Annotated in this window: 15 protein-coding genes; 7 read left to right on the plus strand and 8 right to left on the minus strand. The window is 52.2% G+C overall.

Going from position 1 to position 18903, the window contains the following annotated elements:
- Positions 1–38: 38 nt before the first annotated feature.
- Positions 39–731 carry a GDSL-type esterase/lipase family protein gene (locus C772_RS06940; RefSeq protein ID WP_008298578.1) on the minus strand — a complete coding sequence of 231 codons (693 nt, stop codon included), beginning with the start codon at positions 729–731 and terminating at the stop codon, positions 39–41.
- Between the two features lie 138 nt (positions 732–869).
- Here C772_RS06940 and C772_RS06945 point away from each other — a divergent pair, with 138 nt between their 5' ends.
- Positions 870–1568, plus strand: a complete 699-nt coding sequence (locus C772_RS06945; protein WP_008298579.1) for a GntR family transcriptional regulator — start codon at positions 870–872, stop codon at positions 1566–1568.
- A gap of 36 nt (positions 1569–1604) precedes the next feature.
- Here the strand turns inward: C772_RS06945 and C772_RS06950 are convergent, their stop codons facing one another.
- Positions 1605–3242 carry an SLC13 family permease gene (locus tag C772_RS06950; protein WP_008298581.1) on the minus strand — a complete coding sequence of 546 codons (1638 nt, stop codon included), beginning with the start codon at positions 3240–3242 and terminating at the stop codon, positions 1605–1607.
- Positions 3243–3469: 227 nt separating this feature from the next.
- Here C772_RS06950 and C772_RS06955 point away from each other — a divergent pair, with 227 nt between their 5' ends.
- From C772_RS06955 to tcuA, 3 genes are all read left to right on the plus strand, one after another.
- A complete protein-coding gene (locus C772_RS06955) occupies positions 3470–4564 on the plus strand; it encodes a tartrate dehydrogenase (protein ID WP_008298583.1) in 1095 nt (364 codons plus the stop codon).
- A gap of 235 nt (positions 4565–4799) precedes the next feature.
- Positions 4800–5969 (plus strand): glycerate kinase family protein, encoded by a 1170-nt coding sequence (locus tag C772_RS06960; RefSeq protein WP_008298586.1) that lies wholly within the window; start codon positions 4800–4802, stop codon positions 5967–5969.
- Between the two features lie 273 nt (positions 5970–6242).
- The gene (gene tcuA / locus C772_RS06965; RefSeq protein WP_268743602.1) at positions 6243–7751 is read left to right on the plus strand and encodes an FAD-dependent tricarballylate dehydrogenase TcuA; all 1509 of its coding nucleotides are present in this window, start codon (positions 6243–6245) and stop codon (positions 7749–7751) included.
- Between the two features lie 58 nt (positions 7752–7809).
- On the opposite strand, the gene C772_RS06970 is transcribed toward tcuA, so the two are convergent.
- Entirely contained in the window at positions 7810–8688 is an 879-nt protein-coding gene (locus C772_RS06970) for a LysR family transcriptional regulator (RefSeq protein ID WP_008298591.1), read from the minus strand.
- 210 nt (positions 8689–8898) lie between these two features.
- Here C772_RS06970 and yyaC point away from each other — a divergent pair, with 210 nt between their 5' ends.
- Entirely contained in the window at positions 8899–9399 is a 501-nt protein-coding gene (yyaC, locus tag C772_RS06975; protein ID WP_008298593.1) for a spore protease YyaC, read from the plus strand.
- 187 nt (positions 9400–9586) lie between these two features.
- Here the strand turns inward: yyaC and C772_RS06980 are convergent, their stop codons facing one another.
- Both C772_RS06980 and C772_RS06985 read right to left on the minus strand, forming a co-directional pair.
- Complete coding sequence (locus C772_RS06980; RefSeq protein ID WP_008298595.1) at positions 9587–10900, minus strand: CitMHS family transporter; 1314 nt, start codon at positions 10898–10900, stop codon at positions 9587–9589.
- A 157-nt stretch (positions 10901–11057) separates the two neighbouring features.
- Positions 11058–11921: a LysR family transcriptional regulator gene (locus tag C772_RS06985; protein ID WP_008298596.1), complete on the minus strand. Its 864-nt coding sequence runs from the start codon at positions 11919–11921 to the stop codon at positions 11058–11060.
- 148 nt (positions 11922–12069) lie between these two features.
- On the opposite strand from C772_RS06985, the gene C772_RS06990 reads away from it, so the two are divergent.
- Both C772_RS06990 and C772_RS06995 read left to right on the plus strand, forming a co-directional pair.
- A complete protein-coding gene (locus C772_RS06990) occupies positions 12070–13197 on the plus strand; it encodes a 2-methylaconitate cis-trans isomerase PrpF family protein (RefSeq protein ID WP_035001767.1) in 1128 nt (375 codons plus the stop codon).
- 532 nt (positions 13198–13729) lie between these two features.
- Positions 13730–14404, plus strand: a complete 675-nt coding sequence (locus C772_RS06995) for a hypothetical protein (protein WP_008298599.1) — start codon at positions 13730–13732, stop codon at positions 14402–14404.
- 858 nt (positions 14405–15262) lie between these two features.
- Here C772_RS06995 and C772_RS07010 read toward each other — a convergent pair.
- From C772_RS07010 to nhaC, 3 genes are all read right to left on the minus strand, one after another.
- Positions 15263–15694 (minus strand): hypothetical protein, encoded by a 432-nt coding sequence (locus C772_RS07010; protein WP_008298606.1) that lies wholly within the window; start codon positions 15692–15694, stop codon positions 15263–15265.
- Positions 15695–16395: 701 nt separating this feature from the next.
- Positions 16396–16917 carry an SMI1/KNR4 family protein gene (locus C772_RS07015; RefSeq protein ID WP_008298610.1) on the minus strand — a complete coding sequence of 174 codons (522 nt, stop codon included), beginning with the start codon at positions 16915–16917 and terminating at the stop codon, positions 16396–16398.
- Positions 16918–16939: 22 nt separating this feature from the next.
- The gene (gene nhaC / locus C772_RS07020; protein WP_008298612.1) at positions 16940–18313 is read right to left on the minus strand and encodes a Na+/H+ antiporter NhaC; all 1374 of its coding nucleotides are present in this window, start codon (positions 18311–18313) and stop codon (positions 16940–16942) included.
- Positions 18314–18903: the final 590 nt, after the last annotated feature.

An 18903-nucleotide genomic window follows, 5' to 3' on the forward strand; every position in this document is an offset into this window, starting at 1 on the left:
CAAAAAAAGAAGAGCCGTCCCAATGGCAGCTCTCCAACTCACTTCATCTGCTCCAGCCAAACATCATACCCCTTCCCGTTCAGGTGCACACCATCGACGGTGTACTGTCTGTCCAGCTGCCCCTTATCATCCAAGAAATGAGGGTGGAGGTCAATAAATTCCGCTCCGCTCTCCTCCGCGACTTTCCGGATGATCTCATTGAACCTGTTAATCTCCTCATCCTTCACTGAGTTCCCGACCAGGTCATGGTTCACCGGCAGGATAGAGAACAGGGCCACTTTAGTTACAGAAGTATCGAAGGCATCGACAATCTCCCGAAGGTTCTTTTCGTATGTCTCCGCTTCGACGCCTTTGATGATGTCATTGATTCCGACCATCACATACGCTTCCTTCGGCTCCCGTCCCGCAACTTCTTCAATGCGGTTCAGCACGAACTCTGACGTATCGTCATAGACGCCCCGATTGATCACTTGCTCGTCCGGGAAGTACTCGCCGAACGCTCCGTAATCGGTCAGGCTGTCACCAACGAAAGCCTTGTCGACCGGCGCATCCGGCGACTCCTTGAAAACGGAGGTTTTGGTCAGATAGTATTCACTGAACGACTTGTCGGAAGTCATTGCCCGCCACTGGGCCTTGATGAAACGCTCCCCGCCGTTCATCTGGATAATCCATACGGCTGCCCCGATCAGCAGCATATTCAATAATACCGAAATCACAAACCATTTCTTCACGTTGTCCACTCCAAGTCATCTGACAGAATAAAAGATGTCTACCCGCTCAAGCCCCGGTGCAATCAGGACCGGGCCAACACTATGATTGAGCATCTCCGTTCCTTTATAATAAAACCAACAGGAAATGGAGCGGATAATATGGAGATCACAGCGACATTAACCCCCTTTGCACAGCAGCTGGAGGGGCTGGATCAATACCGCCTGCCGCAGCGGGCGTATCATACGGTAAGGCTGGCGATCCGGAACCTGGTGCTCCCGCCGGGCCAGGCGATCCTCGAGCGGGAAATCAGCGAGGCGCTTGAGATGAGCCGGACGCCGGTGCGGGAGGCGCTGGTCCGACTTGAAACGGAAGGAATGCTGACGCTTGTTCCGCGGCGGGGGTTCATCGTGGCACCCATTGAAGCGGATGACCTCCGGGAGATCTATGCAATCATCGGCACGCTCGATGGGCTGGCAATCGAGCTGGCTGCGGAGCGGGCAGAAGAGGAACTGCTCGGACAGCTGGACAGCATCATCGACAGTCAGGAAGCGGCGCTGCGGTCCGGTGACCTGAAAAAGTGGTCGTCCCTGGATGATGAATTCCACCACCGGATCGTCCGGTGCGCGGGAAACCAACGGCTGACAGGCATCATCGACAGCTACGCCGACCAGTCGTACCGTGCCCGGCTGTATACGATCGCGGAGCGGCCCGTACCGAAGCGGTCAATCATCGAGCACCGGGCGATTGTTTCGGCGATGAGGGCGAAGGACGGCAAAGCTGCGCGGATGCTGATGGAGTCCCACCGGAGCCGTGCCCAGAAAGAGATACTTGAAGTGCTCAGCCGGATCAACGAATAAAAGGATTGGAAGCCGGGAAGCTTCCAATCCTTTTTGTTATTTTATCAGTCCGCCAAACACCAGCGGAACAAAGTAGGTGACGATAATCAGGGTGAATACAAGAGAGAACAGGTTAAGCCAGAAACCGGTAACCGCCATCTTGCTCATTTTCACATAGCCTGTACCGAAGACAATGGCGTTGGGCGGGGCGGCGACCGGAAACATATAGGCGAAGGTGGCTGCCATATTTGCAGCAACCATAAGGATGATCGGGTCCGTCCCGAGCGATGCTGCTGCCACCGCGACAATCGGGTAAACCATCGTGGCTGTCGCCGTATTGGATGTGAATTCTGTAAGAATCAGAATCACGAGTGCCATGAGGCCGATCGAGACAATAAGCGGCAAACTGCCGAATGCGGTAATCTGCTCGCCGATCCATTTATCCAGACCGGATTCCATGATGCCCGCAGCAAGCGCAAGGCCGCCGCCGAACAGCCAGAGAATGCCCCAAGGCAGTTTCATCGCTGTATTCCAGTCCATGATGTTGCCGTTCGCGTTTTTCGCAGGAATCATGAAGAGCAGGATACCCGCCAGTAATGCAATCAGTGCATCATCAATTCCGGGAATAAATTTGCTCAGGATGAAACCGCGGGTGATCCAGGCAATGCCGGTCAGTGTAAAGATTGCAAGAACGACCTTTTCTTCATAGCTCATTTTCCCAAGTGAATCGAGGTCCTTTTTAACAATATCACGGCCACCCGGAATGCTTTTGCTCTTGATGGGGAACGCGACTTTTACAAGGTAAAGCCAGACCAGCGGAATCAGGATGGCGACAATCGGCACCCCGAACATCATCCAGCGGGCAAAGGAAATATCGACATCGTACATTGTCTTAACGGTGCCGGCAAGGATGATGTTCGCCGGCGCGCCGACAATTGAACCGAACCCTCCGATTGTTGCGGAATAGGCGGTCCCCAGCATCAGGGCGGTTCCGAAGGCGAATTTCCCGGGAGTCGTATCGATTGCGGAATCTCCCTTGAGTGAATCGGCCACATGCTTCGTGACAGCGAGGCTGATCGGCACCATCATCATCGTTGTTGCCGTATTGGAGATGAACATGGATAGGAATGCTGTCGCGGCCATGAAGCCAAGCACAATCGTAGCCGGATTCGTGCCGACCGCGTGGATGATTGATAGGGCAACCCGCTTATGGAGGTTCCATCTCTCCATGGAAAGGGCAATCATGAAGCTTCCCGCAAACAGGAAGATCAGCGTATCCCCATAGTTTGCTGTCACGGCACCTGAATCCATCACTCCCTGGAGAGGGAACAGAAGGATCGGCAGGAGTGAGGTAATCGGAATGGGCATCGCTTCGGTGACCCACCAAGTAGCGACCCATGCGACAGTGGCGAGAACGGAAACTGCAGCGGCCGACATACCGGCAGGTTCTACAAACAGCTTGATCAATAAGAAGAAAGACGGTCCGAGGACAAGTCCGATCTTCTGCGGGACGGTATACGTCGGGGCACGGGGCGGGCTTTTCAGCCGGCCCTCTTCTTGTTCCGAACCGGAAGAGCCGGATCCGGCGGTGGTCACGATGGCCATGACGTTCAGCGTCAGGATCGCCTTCAAGAGTGCTTTGGCCTGGTCATTCCAGACCCAGAGCTGCGCCCACAGGTTTTTAGCAAATGACATTAACTGTTCTCCTCCTTTTCCCTGCCTTCAAATGAAATCGCTTTCAACAACCAATCTTGAAACAGATTGTAGACAATGAATACGTTATAGTCAATAGTAAATAAAGAAATTTCTAAAAATAAAGCGATTTTGACCCTAATTGATACCGTTTTCATTTTCCTCTTGACTTTAATGTATACGTTAATCTAAGATTCAGATAACACGAAACACGAAGGAGGAGCATGACGATGGCAGAACAGACATTCAAGATTGCAGTCATCCCGGGGGACGGGATCGGTAAGGAAGTCATCAAGGAGGGACTGCGCGTCCTGGATCACCTCGCGGAGGAATCTGAAGGGAAGTTCGCATTTGAATACGACCATTTCCCTTGGGGCTGCGAGTACTACCTCGAGCACGGCAAGATGATGGATGAGGACGGCGTGGAGAAAATGCGCAACTATGACGCAATCTACTTCGGTGCAGTCGGCTTCCCGGGCGTGCCGGACCATGTGAGCCTTTGGGGCCTGCGTCTCGCAATCTGCCAGGGCCTCGACCAGTGGGCGAACATCCGCCCGGTCGAATTCCTGCCGGGCGTTCCGCACCGCATCAACCATCCGGACCCGGAAAGCCTCAACTGGATCCTCGTCCGCGAAAACTCGGAAGGCGAGTACTCCGGCATCGGCGGGCGCAACTTCCAGGGACGCGGTCCTGGCGGGGAAGTCGCCGTTCAGTCGGCGCTGTTCACAGAGAAAGGTACGGAGCGCATCATCCGCTTCGCATTCGACCTTGCCCGGACACGCAAGCGCAAGAAAGTCACAAGCGTGACGAAAAGCAACGCCCAGCAGTACGGCATGGTGCTCTGGGATGAAGTATTCGCTCGCGTGGCGAAAGACTATCCCGATGTCGAAACCGACCAGTGGCTCGTCGACGCCATGGCGGCTCACTTCGTCCTCCATCCGGAAGACCTCGAAGTCGTCGTTGCATCCAACCTGTTTGCGGACATCCTGTCCGACCTCGGCAGCGCACTAGCCGGAAGCCTCGGCATCGCGGCAAGCGCCAACCTCAGCCCGGACAAGAGCGCACCGAGCATGTTCGAATCTGTCCACGGATCCGCGCCGGACATTGCCGGCAAAGGCATCGCCAACCCGATCGGCACCATCGGCAGCGCCGCGCTCATGCTTGACCACCTCGGCCTGAAAGAAGAAGCGGAACGCGTCAACCAAGCGATTGCCGACACGACCGGCCAAGGCATCCTCACCCGTGACATCGGCGGCACCGCGGACACAGTGGAAATCACCGATGCCATCATCAAGAACCTATCGAAGGTGAATGTGGAAGCTTGAGGGTTTTTGGGGGTGTGAGGAGTGAGGGGGGTGCCTCTGAATAGGGGTGAGTGCTCATATTCTCGGGGTGAGTGCTTCCATACGGGGAGTGCGTACCCCCAAACATCTCTTGAGTGCCCACATCCGCCTCACGAGTGCCCGCTAAAGGAATTCCAGGCTCTCACGCAGAATCAGTAAATAAAGAAAGAGGGACTGCCGCCTGGCAGTCCCTCGTTGAATAAGGAAGGTGATTCCGGTGAACATCCTCATCGCCATCGATTCATTCAAAGGCAGCCTCACCTCGGCCGAAGCGGGCGAGGCGGCCGCAGCCGGCATCCGCGCGGCAAATCCCGACGCTGAAATTGAGGTCGTGCCGCTCGCGGACGGCGGGGAGGGGACGGTCGAGGCACTTGTCCAGGCGACGGGCGGGGAACTTGTCCGCGCCCGGGTGACCGGCCCGCTCGGTGAGCCGGTTAATGCCGCTTATGGCATTCTCGGTGACGGCACGACCGCTGTCATAGAAATCGCCGAGGCATGCGGGCTTCCACTCATCCCGGAAGCCGATCGCAATCCGCTGGAGGCCACCAGTTACGGTGTCGGCGAGCTGATCTTGGATGCCGCCTCCCGGGGAGCCCGTTCACTCATTGTCGGCCTCGGCGGCAGCGCGACGAATGACGCAGGTGTCGGCATGCTGCAGGCACTCGGCTGCCGCTTTCTGGACGGGGCGGGGGAAGAAGTGCCGCGGGGCGGGGCGGCGCTCGGCGCCATCCGTTCGGCTGATGTCTCCGGCCTGCACCCCGACATCCAAAGTCTCGACATCCAAGTCGCCTGCGACGTGAACAATCCGTTGCACGGGGAGCAGGGGGCGGCATATATCTATGGTCCGCAAAAAGGCGCGACGCCTGAGATGGTGGAGGAACTGGACAGCGGTCTCCGCAACTTTGCTGAAGTGGTTGAAAAGGAACTCGGAAAAGATATCCAGGAGATTCCCGGCGCCGGGGCGGCCGGCGGACTCGGCGCTGCCTTCGCCGGACTCCTGGATGCCGAGCTCAGAAGCGGGATTGAATTGGTTCTGGATACCATCGGACTGGAGGAAAAGGTGCGACCCGCTGACTTCGTCATCACCGGTGAAGGCCGGATGGACGCCCAGTCTTCCATGGGCAAGGCGGCCATGGGCGTTGCCGGACTTGCAGAAAAACACGGCGTTCCGGTCATTGCACTTGCCGGCAGTGCCACAAATGAAGCCGCATCATTGAACGGCAAAGGCATGACCGCCTATTTCTCCATTCTGCAGGAGCCGATCACACTGGAAGAAGCGATCCGACCGGAAATCGCCCGACAGAATATGGAGACGGCGGCGGAGCAGGTATTCCGGCTGATTGGAGCGGTGAAACCGGCACTACCCGAGGTTCAGAGACTAAAATGATGAAGGCTTCCTTATCGATTTCCGCGGTATTCGTCTTCCCTAAAGGGGCACTCGCCCTCCCAAAAGAGGCATTCACTTCCGAGAAAGAAGCACTCGCTAAAGCCTCCTCACGACCGCTGAGCATCTGATAGCTTATTCATCAAAAGGAAGGTTCCGAAAAATTCCGGGACCTTCCTTTTCGCAATCAGCCATAACTTTCTTGTATGGTGATTCATACATTAACGGTATTTTATTTATTCTTCTATTCACCTTACGATAGATTCATCAAAGAAGCTGCCAGGAGGAATAAAGATGACAAAGAATTATGACGTGATCGTTGTAGGAGCTGGGAACGCGGCACTGTGTTCGGCCATCGCTGCTAGGGAAAACGGGGCAGAGGTTCTTGTCCTCGAGCGCGGACCGAAAGAAAAGCGGGGCGGGAACTCCTTCTTCACGGATGGGGCAATCCGGGTTGCCTATGAGAACCTGGATGCCATCCGTAAAGTGATTCCGCTCACGGATGAAGAGGCGGAGAAAATCGAGATGCCCGAGTACACGCAGGAGGACTTCCATGCGGATCTGATGCGCGTCACGGAGGGCAAGAGCGATCCGAAACTGGCCGACCAGCTGATCTCCAAGTCCTATGAGACCATCGCCTGGATGGCGGAGCAGGGCGTACAGTTCGAGCTGAACTTCGAGAACCAGTCGTTCGAAAAAGACGGCAAGCGCCATTTCTGGGGCGGTCTTCCGATCCGCACGAAGAACAAAGGGATTGGCCTGATCGACGACCTGATCAGGCGGTCCGAGGAACTGGGCATCGACATTTGGTACAACTCGCGTGCGACGGATCTCGTCATGGATCAGGGCCGTGTTACCGGTGTGGTGCTTGAGCAGGAAGGTGAACAGGTTACCGTCAGCGCACCAAGTGTGGTCCTTGCGTCCGGCAGCTTCGAAGCGAATAAGGAAATGAGAAGCAAGGAAATGGGCAAGGAGTGGGAAGCGGCGATTGTCCGCGGAACCGAGTTCAACACAGGCGACGGCATCAAGATGGCGCTAGCTGCAGGAGCACAAAAGCACGGACAATGGGACGGCTGCCACTCAATCGGGACGGACTACAACGCGCCGAAGGTCGGAGACTTCAACAAGCCGGGCGACATCTACAAAAAGTCCTCCTTCCCGCTCGGTCTCCTGGTCAACAAGGAAGGCAAGCGGTTCGTGGACGAAGGTGCCGACTTCCGGAACTACACGTATGCCAAATACGGCCGCGAAGTGCTGAAGCAGCCGGAACAAACGGCCTTCCAGCTGTTTGATGCACAGGTCCGTCCGATGCTGCGCAAGGAATATAACCTTGAAGAAGCCACGGTCCTGGAGGCAAACACCCTTGAGGAACTGGCTGACCTGATGAAAATCGACAAAGAGCAATTCCTTGAAACGATCAAAGCTTACAATGCGGCAGTCCAGGAAGGGGAGTACAACCCGACCATAAAGGACGGCAAGGGCACAGTAGGCATCACCCCGCCGAAGTCCAACTGGGCGCTGACCCTCGACCAGGCGCCGTTTTACGCCTACCCGCTCACATGCGGAATCACGTTCGCATTCGGCGGCGTGCATGTCAGCCCTGAAGGCGAAGTCCTCGACGAACACGAAAACCCGATTGCCGGACTTTACGCGGCAGGCGAAATGGTCGGCGGCATCTTCTACCACAACTACCCGGGCGGCTCGGGGCTTATGTCCGGAGCGGTCTTCGGAAAACAGGCCGGCACATCCGCCGCGCGCTACTCACAGGCGAAAGTCACAGTCTGATCAACAATAATAAGAGCATCTGCCAAAACAGGCGGATGCTCTTTTTGATGCCCTGATTTCAATCTGTCAGCCATTCCCTGGCATCCGATTCCTTCACAAAGTTGACGAACGCCTTCACCATATTGAGCTCCAGCGACTCCTCGTGGTAGAGCATCCAGGTTTTGCGGACAATCGGATTGCCGTCGGCGGTATGGATCACGTTCGTGTGAATGTCATCGTTGCCATTTAGGACCATCGACGGCAGGATCCCATAGCCCAGCCCGTTCGCAACAAGTTTCTTGCACGTGCCGGCCTTGTCCACCTCGATGCTGACCAGGGGCGGCTCGGAGAAGTTTTCGTGCCACCAATGATCGATGGAATGCTTCAGGCCAGGATCCGTATGGTAGTCGATGCGCGGCAGCTCGGGAAGTTTCCGTATATCAATTTCGCGATCGGCAGCAATGCTCAAGGTATCTTCGAACAATAAATGTTTTTGGCCGTTCCAGGCATAGTCGCCCCGCACGATCGCGATGTGGACCTCCTGGCTGTAGATCAGATCTACAATATCACTGCTGAAGCCGGTGGTGACCTTGAACTCGATACCCGGGTACTGCTCCTTGAATGCCTTCAGCAGGCTGGGCATGAGGTAGTCGGTCGAGAAGTTGGAGACGGCCAGCCTCAGGGTGCCGGTGAGCCGGTCCTCGAAGTTCAGCACGTTTTCCTTGATCCGCTGAATGGCCATCAGCATTTCCGATGCAGCCTTCGCCAGGTATTCACCCTGCGGCGTGAACTGGACACCTCGCCGCCCTCTGTTCACGATCTTCACGTTCAGCTTCCGCTCCAGCTGGTGAAGACGATTCGTCAGGGCCGGCTGTGAGATGTAAAGCATCTGGGCCGCCTTCGTGATGTTCTTTTCCTGATACAGCGTCTGGATCAGGATCCAATCCCGTTCATCCAATCTTTACCCCTCCTTTCCATAGACTTTCGAACAATGTATTTCCTGTTCATCTCCCGGTTAGGATATGATAGAGACAAAGCTAGTTCATGCCAAAACGTTAGGGTGATGATCGTGTGTTCATTATTCCGGGATCCTGAAAATCGTCTGCAAGACTCCACCCCATTTTATCTGAAACCCGGCGGGAAAACAGAAGACAATGAGATTTCTGCTTTGTCTCTGACCATCGGGGAAATCATCCGGCAGGCTTCCGCCGAGGGCCGGGAAGTGGTCTTTTTGTGCATCGGATCGGACAGGTATGTCGGGGATTCCCTCGGCCCCCTGGTGGGATCGATGCTTGAAGACAGCCAAGTCCCATACAAGGTCTACGGAACATTGAAAGATCCGGTCCATGCATTTAACCTGAAGGGGACCATCAAGGAGATCAACCGGCAGTTCACGAAGCCGGTCATCTTTAGCATCGATGCATCCCTCGGGACAAAGGAAGAAGCGGGTTCCGTCATCTTCAGGGATGGACCGCTGAAGCCGGGTAAGGGAATCGAAAAAGTGCTGCCGCCGGTCGGTGATTATCATTTTGCGGGTGTCGTGAATTATATCGACCCGCTCCCGACTTCCCAGTTTCTGAACGATACGAGGCTGTACACCGTCATGACACTGGCGCAGGCAATCGTGAAAGTCATCTTGGGTGCGCGGCGGGACGAAGAATCACTTTAAGATTGCATTCGAGAAAAAGCCATCCAAACCGTAAACTCCCGGTTTGGATGGCTTTTGTTTTTGGCCTCGAATCACAAATTTGTCGCGAAAACGGCTGTTGCGGTCGCGAATTGGTGACTTGCGGTCGCAAACTCATGACTTGCGGCCGCAAATAACGAAGCTTCCGCAAAAAATGTTCTTGGTGTCTTCAGATCACGCCTGTCAGAACCGCGATGATGATCATGAACACGGAGCAGAGGAAGGCCCATTTAAAGGCGAACTTCTGAATTTCCCCAAGATCACGTTTGATCATACCGGTTAGCAGGAGGGTGGAAGCCACCAACGGACTGAGGAAGTGTACAGGCTGACCCAGTACGGAAGCCCTGGCGATTTCCAAAGCACTCGCGCCATACGCCGTGCCTGCTTCTGCCAGGATCGGCAGGACACCGAAGTAGTACGCGTCATTGGACAGGACAAACGTGAACGGCATGCTGGTGATTGCGACGATCAGCGGGAAGAAGCCGCCGGCAGATTCTGGAATGATGGCGATCAATGCATTCGAAATGGCATCGACCATTCCCGTACCGGAGAAGATCCCCGAGAAAATCCCTGCTGCGAATACTAGCACAACAACCGTCAGTGCATTTCCTGCGTGCGCCTGAATCCGTTCTTTCTGCATCTCGAGATTTGGATAGTTGATGACGCAGGCAAGGACGAATCCAATCAGGAACAGCACGGCTACCGGCATGACGCCAATCACCAACAGTGACATGACCGTGACAACGAGAATCAGGTTGACGATTCTGAGTTTCGGGCGTTTCAGGCTATTTTCTGCAGCGGCTGTAGCGGATACAGCCATTTCAGTCATTCCCAGGGATACATTGGAATTGTCCTTTACTTCGACGACTCCGAGCCTGGCCCGCTCTTTCATGCCGAGGACATAAGCGATAAACAGGATGGAAGCCATTCCTCCAAGCATCGTAGGGATGATCGGGAGGAAGAATTCATTGGCGTCCAGACCTAACGAAGCGATCGCTCGTGTAGCCGGACCTCCCCACGGTGTCAGCCCGCTCACGACACTGACAGAAAGCAACGAGATGGTTGCAAGAATAAGTGGATTCATTCCAATCCTAAGATACAGGGCAAACATCGCGGAAATGGTGATCATGTGGGTCGTGGTTCCGTCACCGTCCAGGGCAACAGTCATGGCAATGACGGCTGTGCCCAAGGCGATTTTTGCAGGGTCCCCCTGAACCAGTTTTGTAATCGTATTAATCAAAGGATCAAATAATCCCGCATCGATCATGATTCCGAAGAACAGGATGGCAAACAGCAGCAGGGCAGCTGAAGGAGCGACTTCTTTCAGACCGTCCATCATCATGTCCCCAAGCTCTAACCTAAAGCCGGCAATCACTGCGAAAATAATAGGGATTGCGACAAGCGCAGTGACCGGTGATAATTTTTTGGCCATAATCAGATAAGTAAATGTAATGACCATCGCGATGCCCAAGAACGTAAGCATGGATGAATCCCTCCTCCAAAGTAAGTAATCGCTTTCATCGATGATAACAAAAAAAGCATCGAAAAAAAGTATTGTTTTTAGAATATTACAAGGAGAGGGATAAGTGAAATAGTTTTATTTTAGAGGTTTTATAAAAAATTTCTTATAATCCAATCTCTTATACGGAAGGACGCGCCTCAAGAAACTCCACAAAACTTCGGACCGTCGGCAGTTTGAGCAAGTCCTGGTCATACATCAGCCAAGTGTGCCTGCTGACCGGATTGCCATTCTTATAGGAGAGTTCATAGACATGCAGATTGTCTGACGGCTGTAGACAGATCTGAGGAACGACGGCGATTCCCAAATCATTCTTCACCATCTCTTTGCACGTTTCCAGACGGTCCGTCTCCATGACGACACGCGGAGGCTCCGAAAACTGATCCTGCCACCATCCCATGATCAGAGCTTTTAAAGAGTTATCGGTTTTGTAATTAATAAAGGGGAGGTCAGCCGAATTTTCAATGGAAATCTCTTGTGCGGAAATCAGGCATAAGTTCTCGGTATGCAACAGTGTTCTTTTTCCGTACCATTCATAATCCCCGCGGAAAATCCCCAACTGAACCGTAGAAGAGTTAAGCAGGTCCATTACCTCGGTACTCCATCCTGTGTTGACGCTGAATTGGACTTGCGGGTATTCGGTGGAGAACTCCTTCAGGATCTTCGGCAGCTTATATTGGGCAAAGTTACTGGAAACGCCCAGCCGCAAGGTTCCTTTCACTTCGCCCTGCATATTCATCATATAGTCCTTGGTGTGCTGCAGTTTTTTGATCATTTCATCTGCGTACTCGGCCAGATGGGTGCCTTCCGGCGTGAATTCGATGCCGCCTTTGATCTTGAAAAAGATCTTGGTCCCGAACTCAGTCTCCAGGTTTTTAAGCCTGTAACTCAGTGCCGGCTGGGAGATGTACAAGCGCTCTGCCGCCCTGCTGATATTTTTTTCTTCATATAGGACCCTGATTGCAGTCCAATCTTTTTCATCCATTCTCATATTCTCCCTTCATGGTTATAAGATTTTTTATAAGTTTAATAAATAAAATATCTATTTTACTTATGACATTAACTATCATACTCTAATTTTACAAGTAGGGTGTTGAATGATTGAAAAAATTAAGCAAAAGGTGGTTGGTGACATGAAAGTTCCTGTAGTGGTGATGCGAGGCGGAACCAGCAAGGGCGTATTCATCAATTTCGACGATATGCCGGCAGACCGGTCCCTCTGGGAGGAGTTCCTTCTGGATATTATGGGAAGCCCGGACCGCAGACAGATTGACGGGCTTGGAGGAGCCAACTCACTGACCAGCAAAGTGGCGATCATCAAGCAGTCGAAACTTGCCGGAGTGGATGTGGAGTACACGTTTGCCCAAGTGAGCATCGAGCACCAGATGGTCGATTTCAAAGGGAACTGCGGGAACATCTCATCCGCGGTAGGGCCTTATGCCATCCAGCAGGGGCTGGTGGCAGCCGTTGAACCGGTGACCAAAGTGAGGATCTTCAATACGAACACGAACAAAATGATCGGCGCGGAAGTGGAAGTGGAAGGCGGTCAGGTGAAAACGGAGGGACTGTGCTCGATCCCGGGCGTCCCGGGAACGGGCTCGCCAATCTACCTGGCGTTCAAAGATGCCGAAGGGGCCGTCACGGGAAAGGTGCTGCCGACAGGAAAACCGGTCGAGCAGATCCAGACGTCCAGAGGCCCAGTATCCATCTCAATCGTGGATGCCGCCAATCCGCTCGTGTTCGTCCGGGCGGAAGAAGTCGGCCTGACAGGTGCCGAGCTGCCTCATGAACTGTCCCAGGAAAAGCTCGACGAACTGGAGGAAATCCGTTCCATCGCAGCAGAGCTGTGCGGTTTTGCGTCCAGGGAAGAGGCGACGGTGAAGTCCCCGGCAGTTCCCAAAATGACCGTCATCGCAGCTCCGCAAGACTACACGGATGTCACCGGTGTCCTCAGGAAAGCCGAAAACATGGACTGCACCATCCGGATGATGTCGATGCAAAAACCTCACCAGGCACTGGCCATCACAGGGGCCATCTGCTCGACGACAGCCATCTTCCTGAAGGACACGCTCCTGTATGACCTGGTCGAACCCAAGCAGGAAGTCATCCGCCTGGGCCATCCGGCAGGAATCATGGAAACCAAAGTGGACCTGATCGCCGGCAACATCAGCTCAATAAAAGTCGTGCGCACGGCCCGCACCATCCTGGAAGGAACGGTCTACACGAAGAAGAATTATGAGTATGCTTATCACCTGGCCTGACAGAGAAGAAACCCTATTATGACTTCTAAATTGGCCTCCGCCCAAGCGGAGGCTTTTTGTGTTTATATGTATCTTGTCAAAAGAGAGTGTGGAATCTTAGCCCAGGCTTAGCGGCAGGCCTTTGTGATTAGAGATTAATTCTCAATAAACTCATTAATTTACTGGTAAAGCACACTATCTAAAAACTAGTAAAGTTATTGCATCATCGTAAGTTTTATACGGCTCACATGTTCAATTACAAGATCTGCCAATTATGAATGTTATTCAAAAACAGGTAATTTACAAATATTCTCGTTACCTGGCTTAAGTGTTTAAATCATATGTTTCATTTATTTGGCAACCTAACGCATCCAGAGTGTTAGGGATATAGAACCTTTTGTTAAATAAAATTCCATTTTTACTTACCATTTCCATTAGAAAGAAAATGGACTAGTATAGTTTGTGCAATCGCTTCTTGCTTTTGCAAGGAGGTGGGGTGGGAAGTAATAGGCAATTTGTGCAGTTCTAAAACGCAGCTTAAGGGGGATTTTTCATGAAACAAAAAAAGTTGATGGTATTTCTATCTATGGTGCTGCTCTTTAGTAGCTTTATTCTTGGCACCGGCAATGCGGAAGCCAGTACCGGAGCAGCGCAGCAAGATGTCACAAAGCCTGAATTAAGCCAAGAAACAATTGAATTGGCCGATCCATTCATTATCCTTAAGAACAACAGGTTTGTAGTCGTTGATGCTAATTCGTTGATTAAAGTAATCGGAAAAGATGATTTTGTTAAAGTAAAACAGGAGCTGGCAGAAAAAAATGCGGTTTTAAGCGGAGTCACAAGCAAAGAGTTTGAAGCCGCCCATGTCACCGGAAACACAGTTGAATTTATTAATGAAACAAGTGGCTTCAGCACACTTGCTTCAAAAGGAAAAAATGGGATTTCCGTTCATTGGTGGGGTTATAAGGTCTACTTGAATGACAATTTGACCAATACAACTGCCCAAGCCCTGGCTGCAGGCGGTGGAGGAGCTGCAATTGCTGCTATTTGGGCGCCGTTCATTTCCGCTCCTACGGCAGTTGTTAAAGCTGTAGCTGCTAGTGCAGCAATCGTTTTGGGCGGAGCATCTGCGATGTTCTATAAGACGAACAAAGGAAACGGTGTATATCTGAGGTTCACAGGGATTGTACCTCACGCTGTTATTTACACAGGCATGTTTGCTCAATAAATCATCTTTCTTCAACAACACAACCAGCCCAAAAGCTTCTATCGAGGCTTTTGGGCTGGTCTTTAATTTATATACCGGAAGCAACTATGCAGCCGAACTCACGTTAAAGTCTTTATACACCAACAATATAGTAAGAGGGATCAACAGCATCAAATAGGCGATCAATGTCGTTTGAGTGCTTCCATCCAAGACAAAACGGTTGATGACAATGATCAAAATATTGAATGACAGAAACAATCTGAATCCTATATCCAGCTTCTTTTCTTTCGGTGAGTAACCCTTTTTCCTCTTGGCAGTGAGCCATTGGTCAATGGTATACATGGAAGCAACCGTGAACGCAATTACTGCCCAAGGCGTATAGAAACTATAATTGATCAAAAAGATTACCGAAGTGATCAATAACAAATATGATAATGCGCTCGATGGATTGGGCAAGTTAGTCACACTCCTCATTTTTGGTACGTACAGCTGAGTGGGCAGGTAAATGGATTTCTCTGGTTATTGTAACAGTTCCATACATATCCAGTCCATGCGGCTTTTTACTTAATTAGAAAAGGAGAGGGGCATGATATTATGACTGCTCTATATGAAGTAAGCTATAGCCCGGATTAAGACGCGGATAGGAGTCTAACCGCTTGTGCAGCGTAAAGATGTGTTTCAGATTGTAGCTTTAGTGGATTTGATTGCCCCCGGGCCTTCACTCTCTTTGGTGGATCGACAAAGTAATACTCCAATTGGGTTTGGTCCCGGCGGAAGCCTTCTTTTAATTGTTGGAGGCCATTCGCATACTGGAGGGAGGACCTCGGCTTCACCATTAAGGCACTCGCTTCCGCCAAAGAAGCACTCGCCATACCCCCCTCACTTCCGTTCCTCTTCCGCCAGGAGCTCCTCAAAAAACTCCCCATACGTTTCCCATACATCCGGTGGCGAAGCGAGCGCTCGGTCGGCCAGATTGTTCACATCCGTCGCATCGAGCCAAATCACTTCCGGAGTGCCTGTGGTATCCATGACAATCAGGCTCCCGGGAGGCTCGGCCAGCACGACGAATCGGGAGGGGAGGCCAATGCTTTCCCTCAGCCGCAGGGTCTCTCCCTTAATATTCGGCTCCCGATCATCCGGTATGGAAAAATGGCTGATGCCGCCAAGGAGGCCGCCGCTGTAGAACGAAGAAGTTTCCATGAACGTCACCGGAAACCAGATGCCCAGCACCCTCTCGGTTTCCTCTAATTTTCGGCGTATTGTGCCTTCATTGGGATAAAGTTTGGTGTACCGCGGTTTTAATTGCTGCATCTGCATGCTCCTTGTCAATATGTATAAAAGGCCCATGAATCAAAAGGAAACGATCATCATATAACCTAAAGGGGAGTGCGGCATCCCCCGAAAAAAGGCTCCCCAAAATACACAGTATCGTTTGAGAACCACCCCATCGGTGGTATAATAATGTCGAACACAGTCGAATCCGCCAAAAAGCCATCCGGGGGCAACCGGATGGCCCAGCGGACACGGCGCAGGGAGACCTGCCCGGAACATATGGATCAAGCAAAAAATGACCTCACCATCGAGCGGCTATTCTCAAACGGGGGGTCATTTTTTCTGTGCTGATTCCATAATGGTAGCGACCAGGGCCGCAAATGCGACAGCAAACATCAGTGCCTCGTGAATAGACACAAGCCTCACCCCCTTTCGTCTGGGAGTGGGCAGATCCGTTGCAGGCCGCACCGCTGTCCTATAATTATACCATTTGTCGATCAAAAACTTACTAGGCTAAGAGTAGGGAATACTATTCTAAGTAAAGGAATAAAGTAGCATTTTTGTATAATCGTTGTTTCTTCTTTTGCTTGTTCAGAGGCTGATTGCCCTAGAGAAGAGCCATTCCGTATAGTCCGAGCAATTCCCAAATGAAGGCGCCCGATGCGGACGCCTTCTTTTCAAATATTATAGTAATCCATGTCATAAGGGTAACAAGAGAGCTGATTCCTTGCGAGGTTTATTCATTCTGATCCCAAATCCATGACTTCCTCGCGGTTATAGTCGATCATCGCAAGGAAATACTCCTCGAAACTCCCGAACCGGTCGATTTCCTCTCCGGCAAACCAGATGACCGTGCCGGGGGAAGGGGAGCCCTCCAGAGCAATAACGAAGAGGTCCTTGTCGGATGCTGTCGAAGCAATCGGCAGCAGATCCACTTTTGCAAAGCCGCTGCCCTCCAGGACATCCGGCTCGATCGAATCGAGCAATTCCATGGCATCATCCATAACGCCGGAGCGGGTTAACTGCCCGGTTCCGAACAGATCCACTGTCTGAAGGAAACCTCTCCAGCCGTCAGCATGCATCAGGAACTCGCGGTACTGGGGATCCAGCGGGATGCCCAATGCCTTCTCGGCTGCCTGCAGCTGTTCTTCGGTCGCGCCGACTTCCGGCAGGTGGTGGGGCCACAGTTGGTCCCTGTCCCGTTTCAACAGTTCCTGTTTGACCAGATGCATGATGGCGATGTGGTCTTTCCAACTGTTCATTGTCCGATCCTCCCGCCATTGATCATTGTTTGGACAAGCCAACTTTTGTGAGGCCGCTTAAAATTGTCAGGACCGGGCACAGCAAACAGAAGATCGCGAATGGCACGTATTCCACCGTCGGAACGCCGAGTACGCCCGCGATAAATACGCCGGCCACTCCCCACGGGACAAGCGGATTGATCACAGTGCCGGCATCCTCCAACGCTCTGGATAATGCTTTTTTGTTGTAACCGAGCTTGGTGTATTGCCCCTCAAACGCTTTTCCTGTGATCAGGATGGACAAGTACTGCTCGCCGACGAAGAAATTCAGTCCGATTGCCGTAAAGGCCGTTGTGGAAATGAGGCGCGCAGCGCTGGTTAACAGCCCTGCAACTGCCTCCAGAATCGCCGGGATGATCCCCAGCAAAAACAGCAGTCCGCCCATGCCGAGCGCCAGCAACACCAGGGAAATGGAGAACATCATGCTCTCAATCCCGCCGCCGGAAAGCACAGCGTTTAATTGATCCACGTTGCTTTCCATGACAAATCCGGAAAACAGGATGTCGGCCATCTCCGTGAAATTAAGGGAACGAACTTGAATAAATGCAATCACAATACTGCTGATGATCCCGGCCGATAAAGTAGGGATCGCAGATACTCTCCTCATCGCCAGAACAGCGACAATGATAAACGGGATGAAAGCAAACCAGCTTATGTTGCTATATTCTTTAAGCGCCTGCAAAAAGGCTGTAATCTCGTTTGTTCGTTGACCTTTTTCCGGCGAAATGATTACAAATACAACAGCAGAGATGATGAATGCCGGAATCGTCGTCCATAGCATGTTTTTGATATGTTCGAAGAGGGGGACACCAACGGTTTCGGAAGCGAGGTTGGTCGTTTCAGAAAGGGGAGACATCTTATCTCCCAAGAAGGCTCCGGACACAATGGCGCCCGCCGTAATGGCCAAAGAGGCATCCAGCGCGGTGGCCATTCCGATAAATGCCACCCCGATCGTCGCTGCTGTCGTGAACGCACTGCCGATCGCCACCCCCACAAGGGAAGTCACGACAAACACGGCGAAATACAGCGGCAGATCCGAGAACAGGTGGAACCCATAGTACATGAGGCTCGGAATGGTCCCGCTTGCCATCCAGCTGCTGATCAGCATCCCGATAAAGAAAAAGATGTAGACGGCGCCGAGTCCCGAGGCCGCGCCATTGATCATGCCCTTTTCAATTTCATGGATGGGAAGGCCCTTTATCAGCCCATAGATCATCAGGAAAATGATCGAGAAAATGATGGGCAAATGCGGATTCATGCCAAGCATGATGATGCCCACACTGATGGATGCAAAAACCACCAGCAAAACCAGAACCGCTTCCCAAACCGGTAACTTTAACTTTGACGACTGCAACATACGATTCTCTCCCCGTAACATGATGAGCCTCAAAAAAAGAGCACAAAAAAAGCCCTTCTCCGTAATAGGGACGAAGAGGCTTCGCGGTACCACCCTAATTGGCAAGAAAATCTTGCCCACTCAATTCGAACTCCGCCTGAAAGGCGCAGGTGTAATTCACTTTGATTCCGCTCGGATTCGCACCAACCATCCGATCTCTTCCTTCTGCGGGAAATCAAAGCTACTGTGTCTGCCGGCAGATGATAATGATGTTGTCGTGCAAAAGTATAATGTTTAATTTACGGATGAACCACCCATTTGTCAACCGGGGCACTGCACGCAGCTGCTGTCATCCTTCCTCTGAATAACAAAAGCCAACTTGGCATAGGGTAAAAGGGGACTCGCTGAAGGTTTCGTTTTCATCAAAGGTAATCACTCAAATCCGATAGGTAAGAACTGAACAGCTGCAGGTAAAGATTGGGCGTCTCAGGTACGAATTCGCACTGACACACCCGTTTCATAACCCCGCCATCGGTGGTATACTAATGGCGGTAAGAGATGAATGAAAAAACCATCCGGCGGCAACCGGATGGCCCAGCGGTACGGCGCGG

It is taken from the genome of Bhargavaea cecembensis DSE10, from assembly GCF_000348905.1.
In the GTDB taxonomy this organism is placed as follows: Bacteria; Bacillota; Bacilli; order Bacillales_A; family Planococcaceae; genus Bhargavaea; species Bhargavaea cecembensis.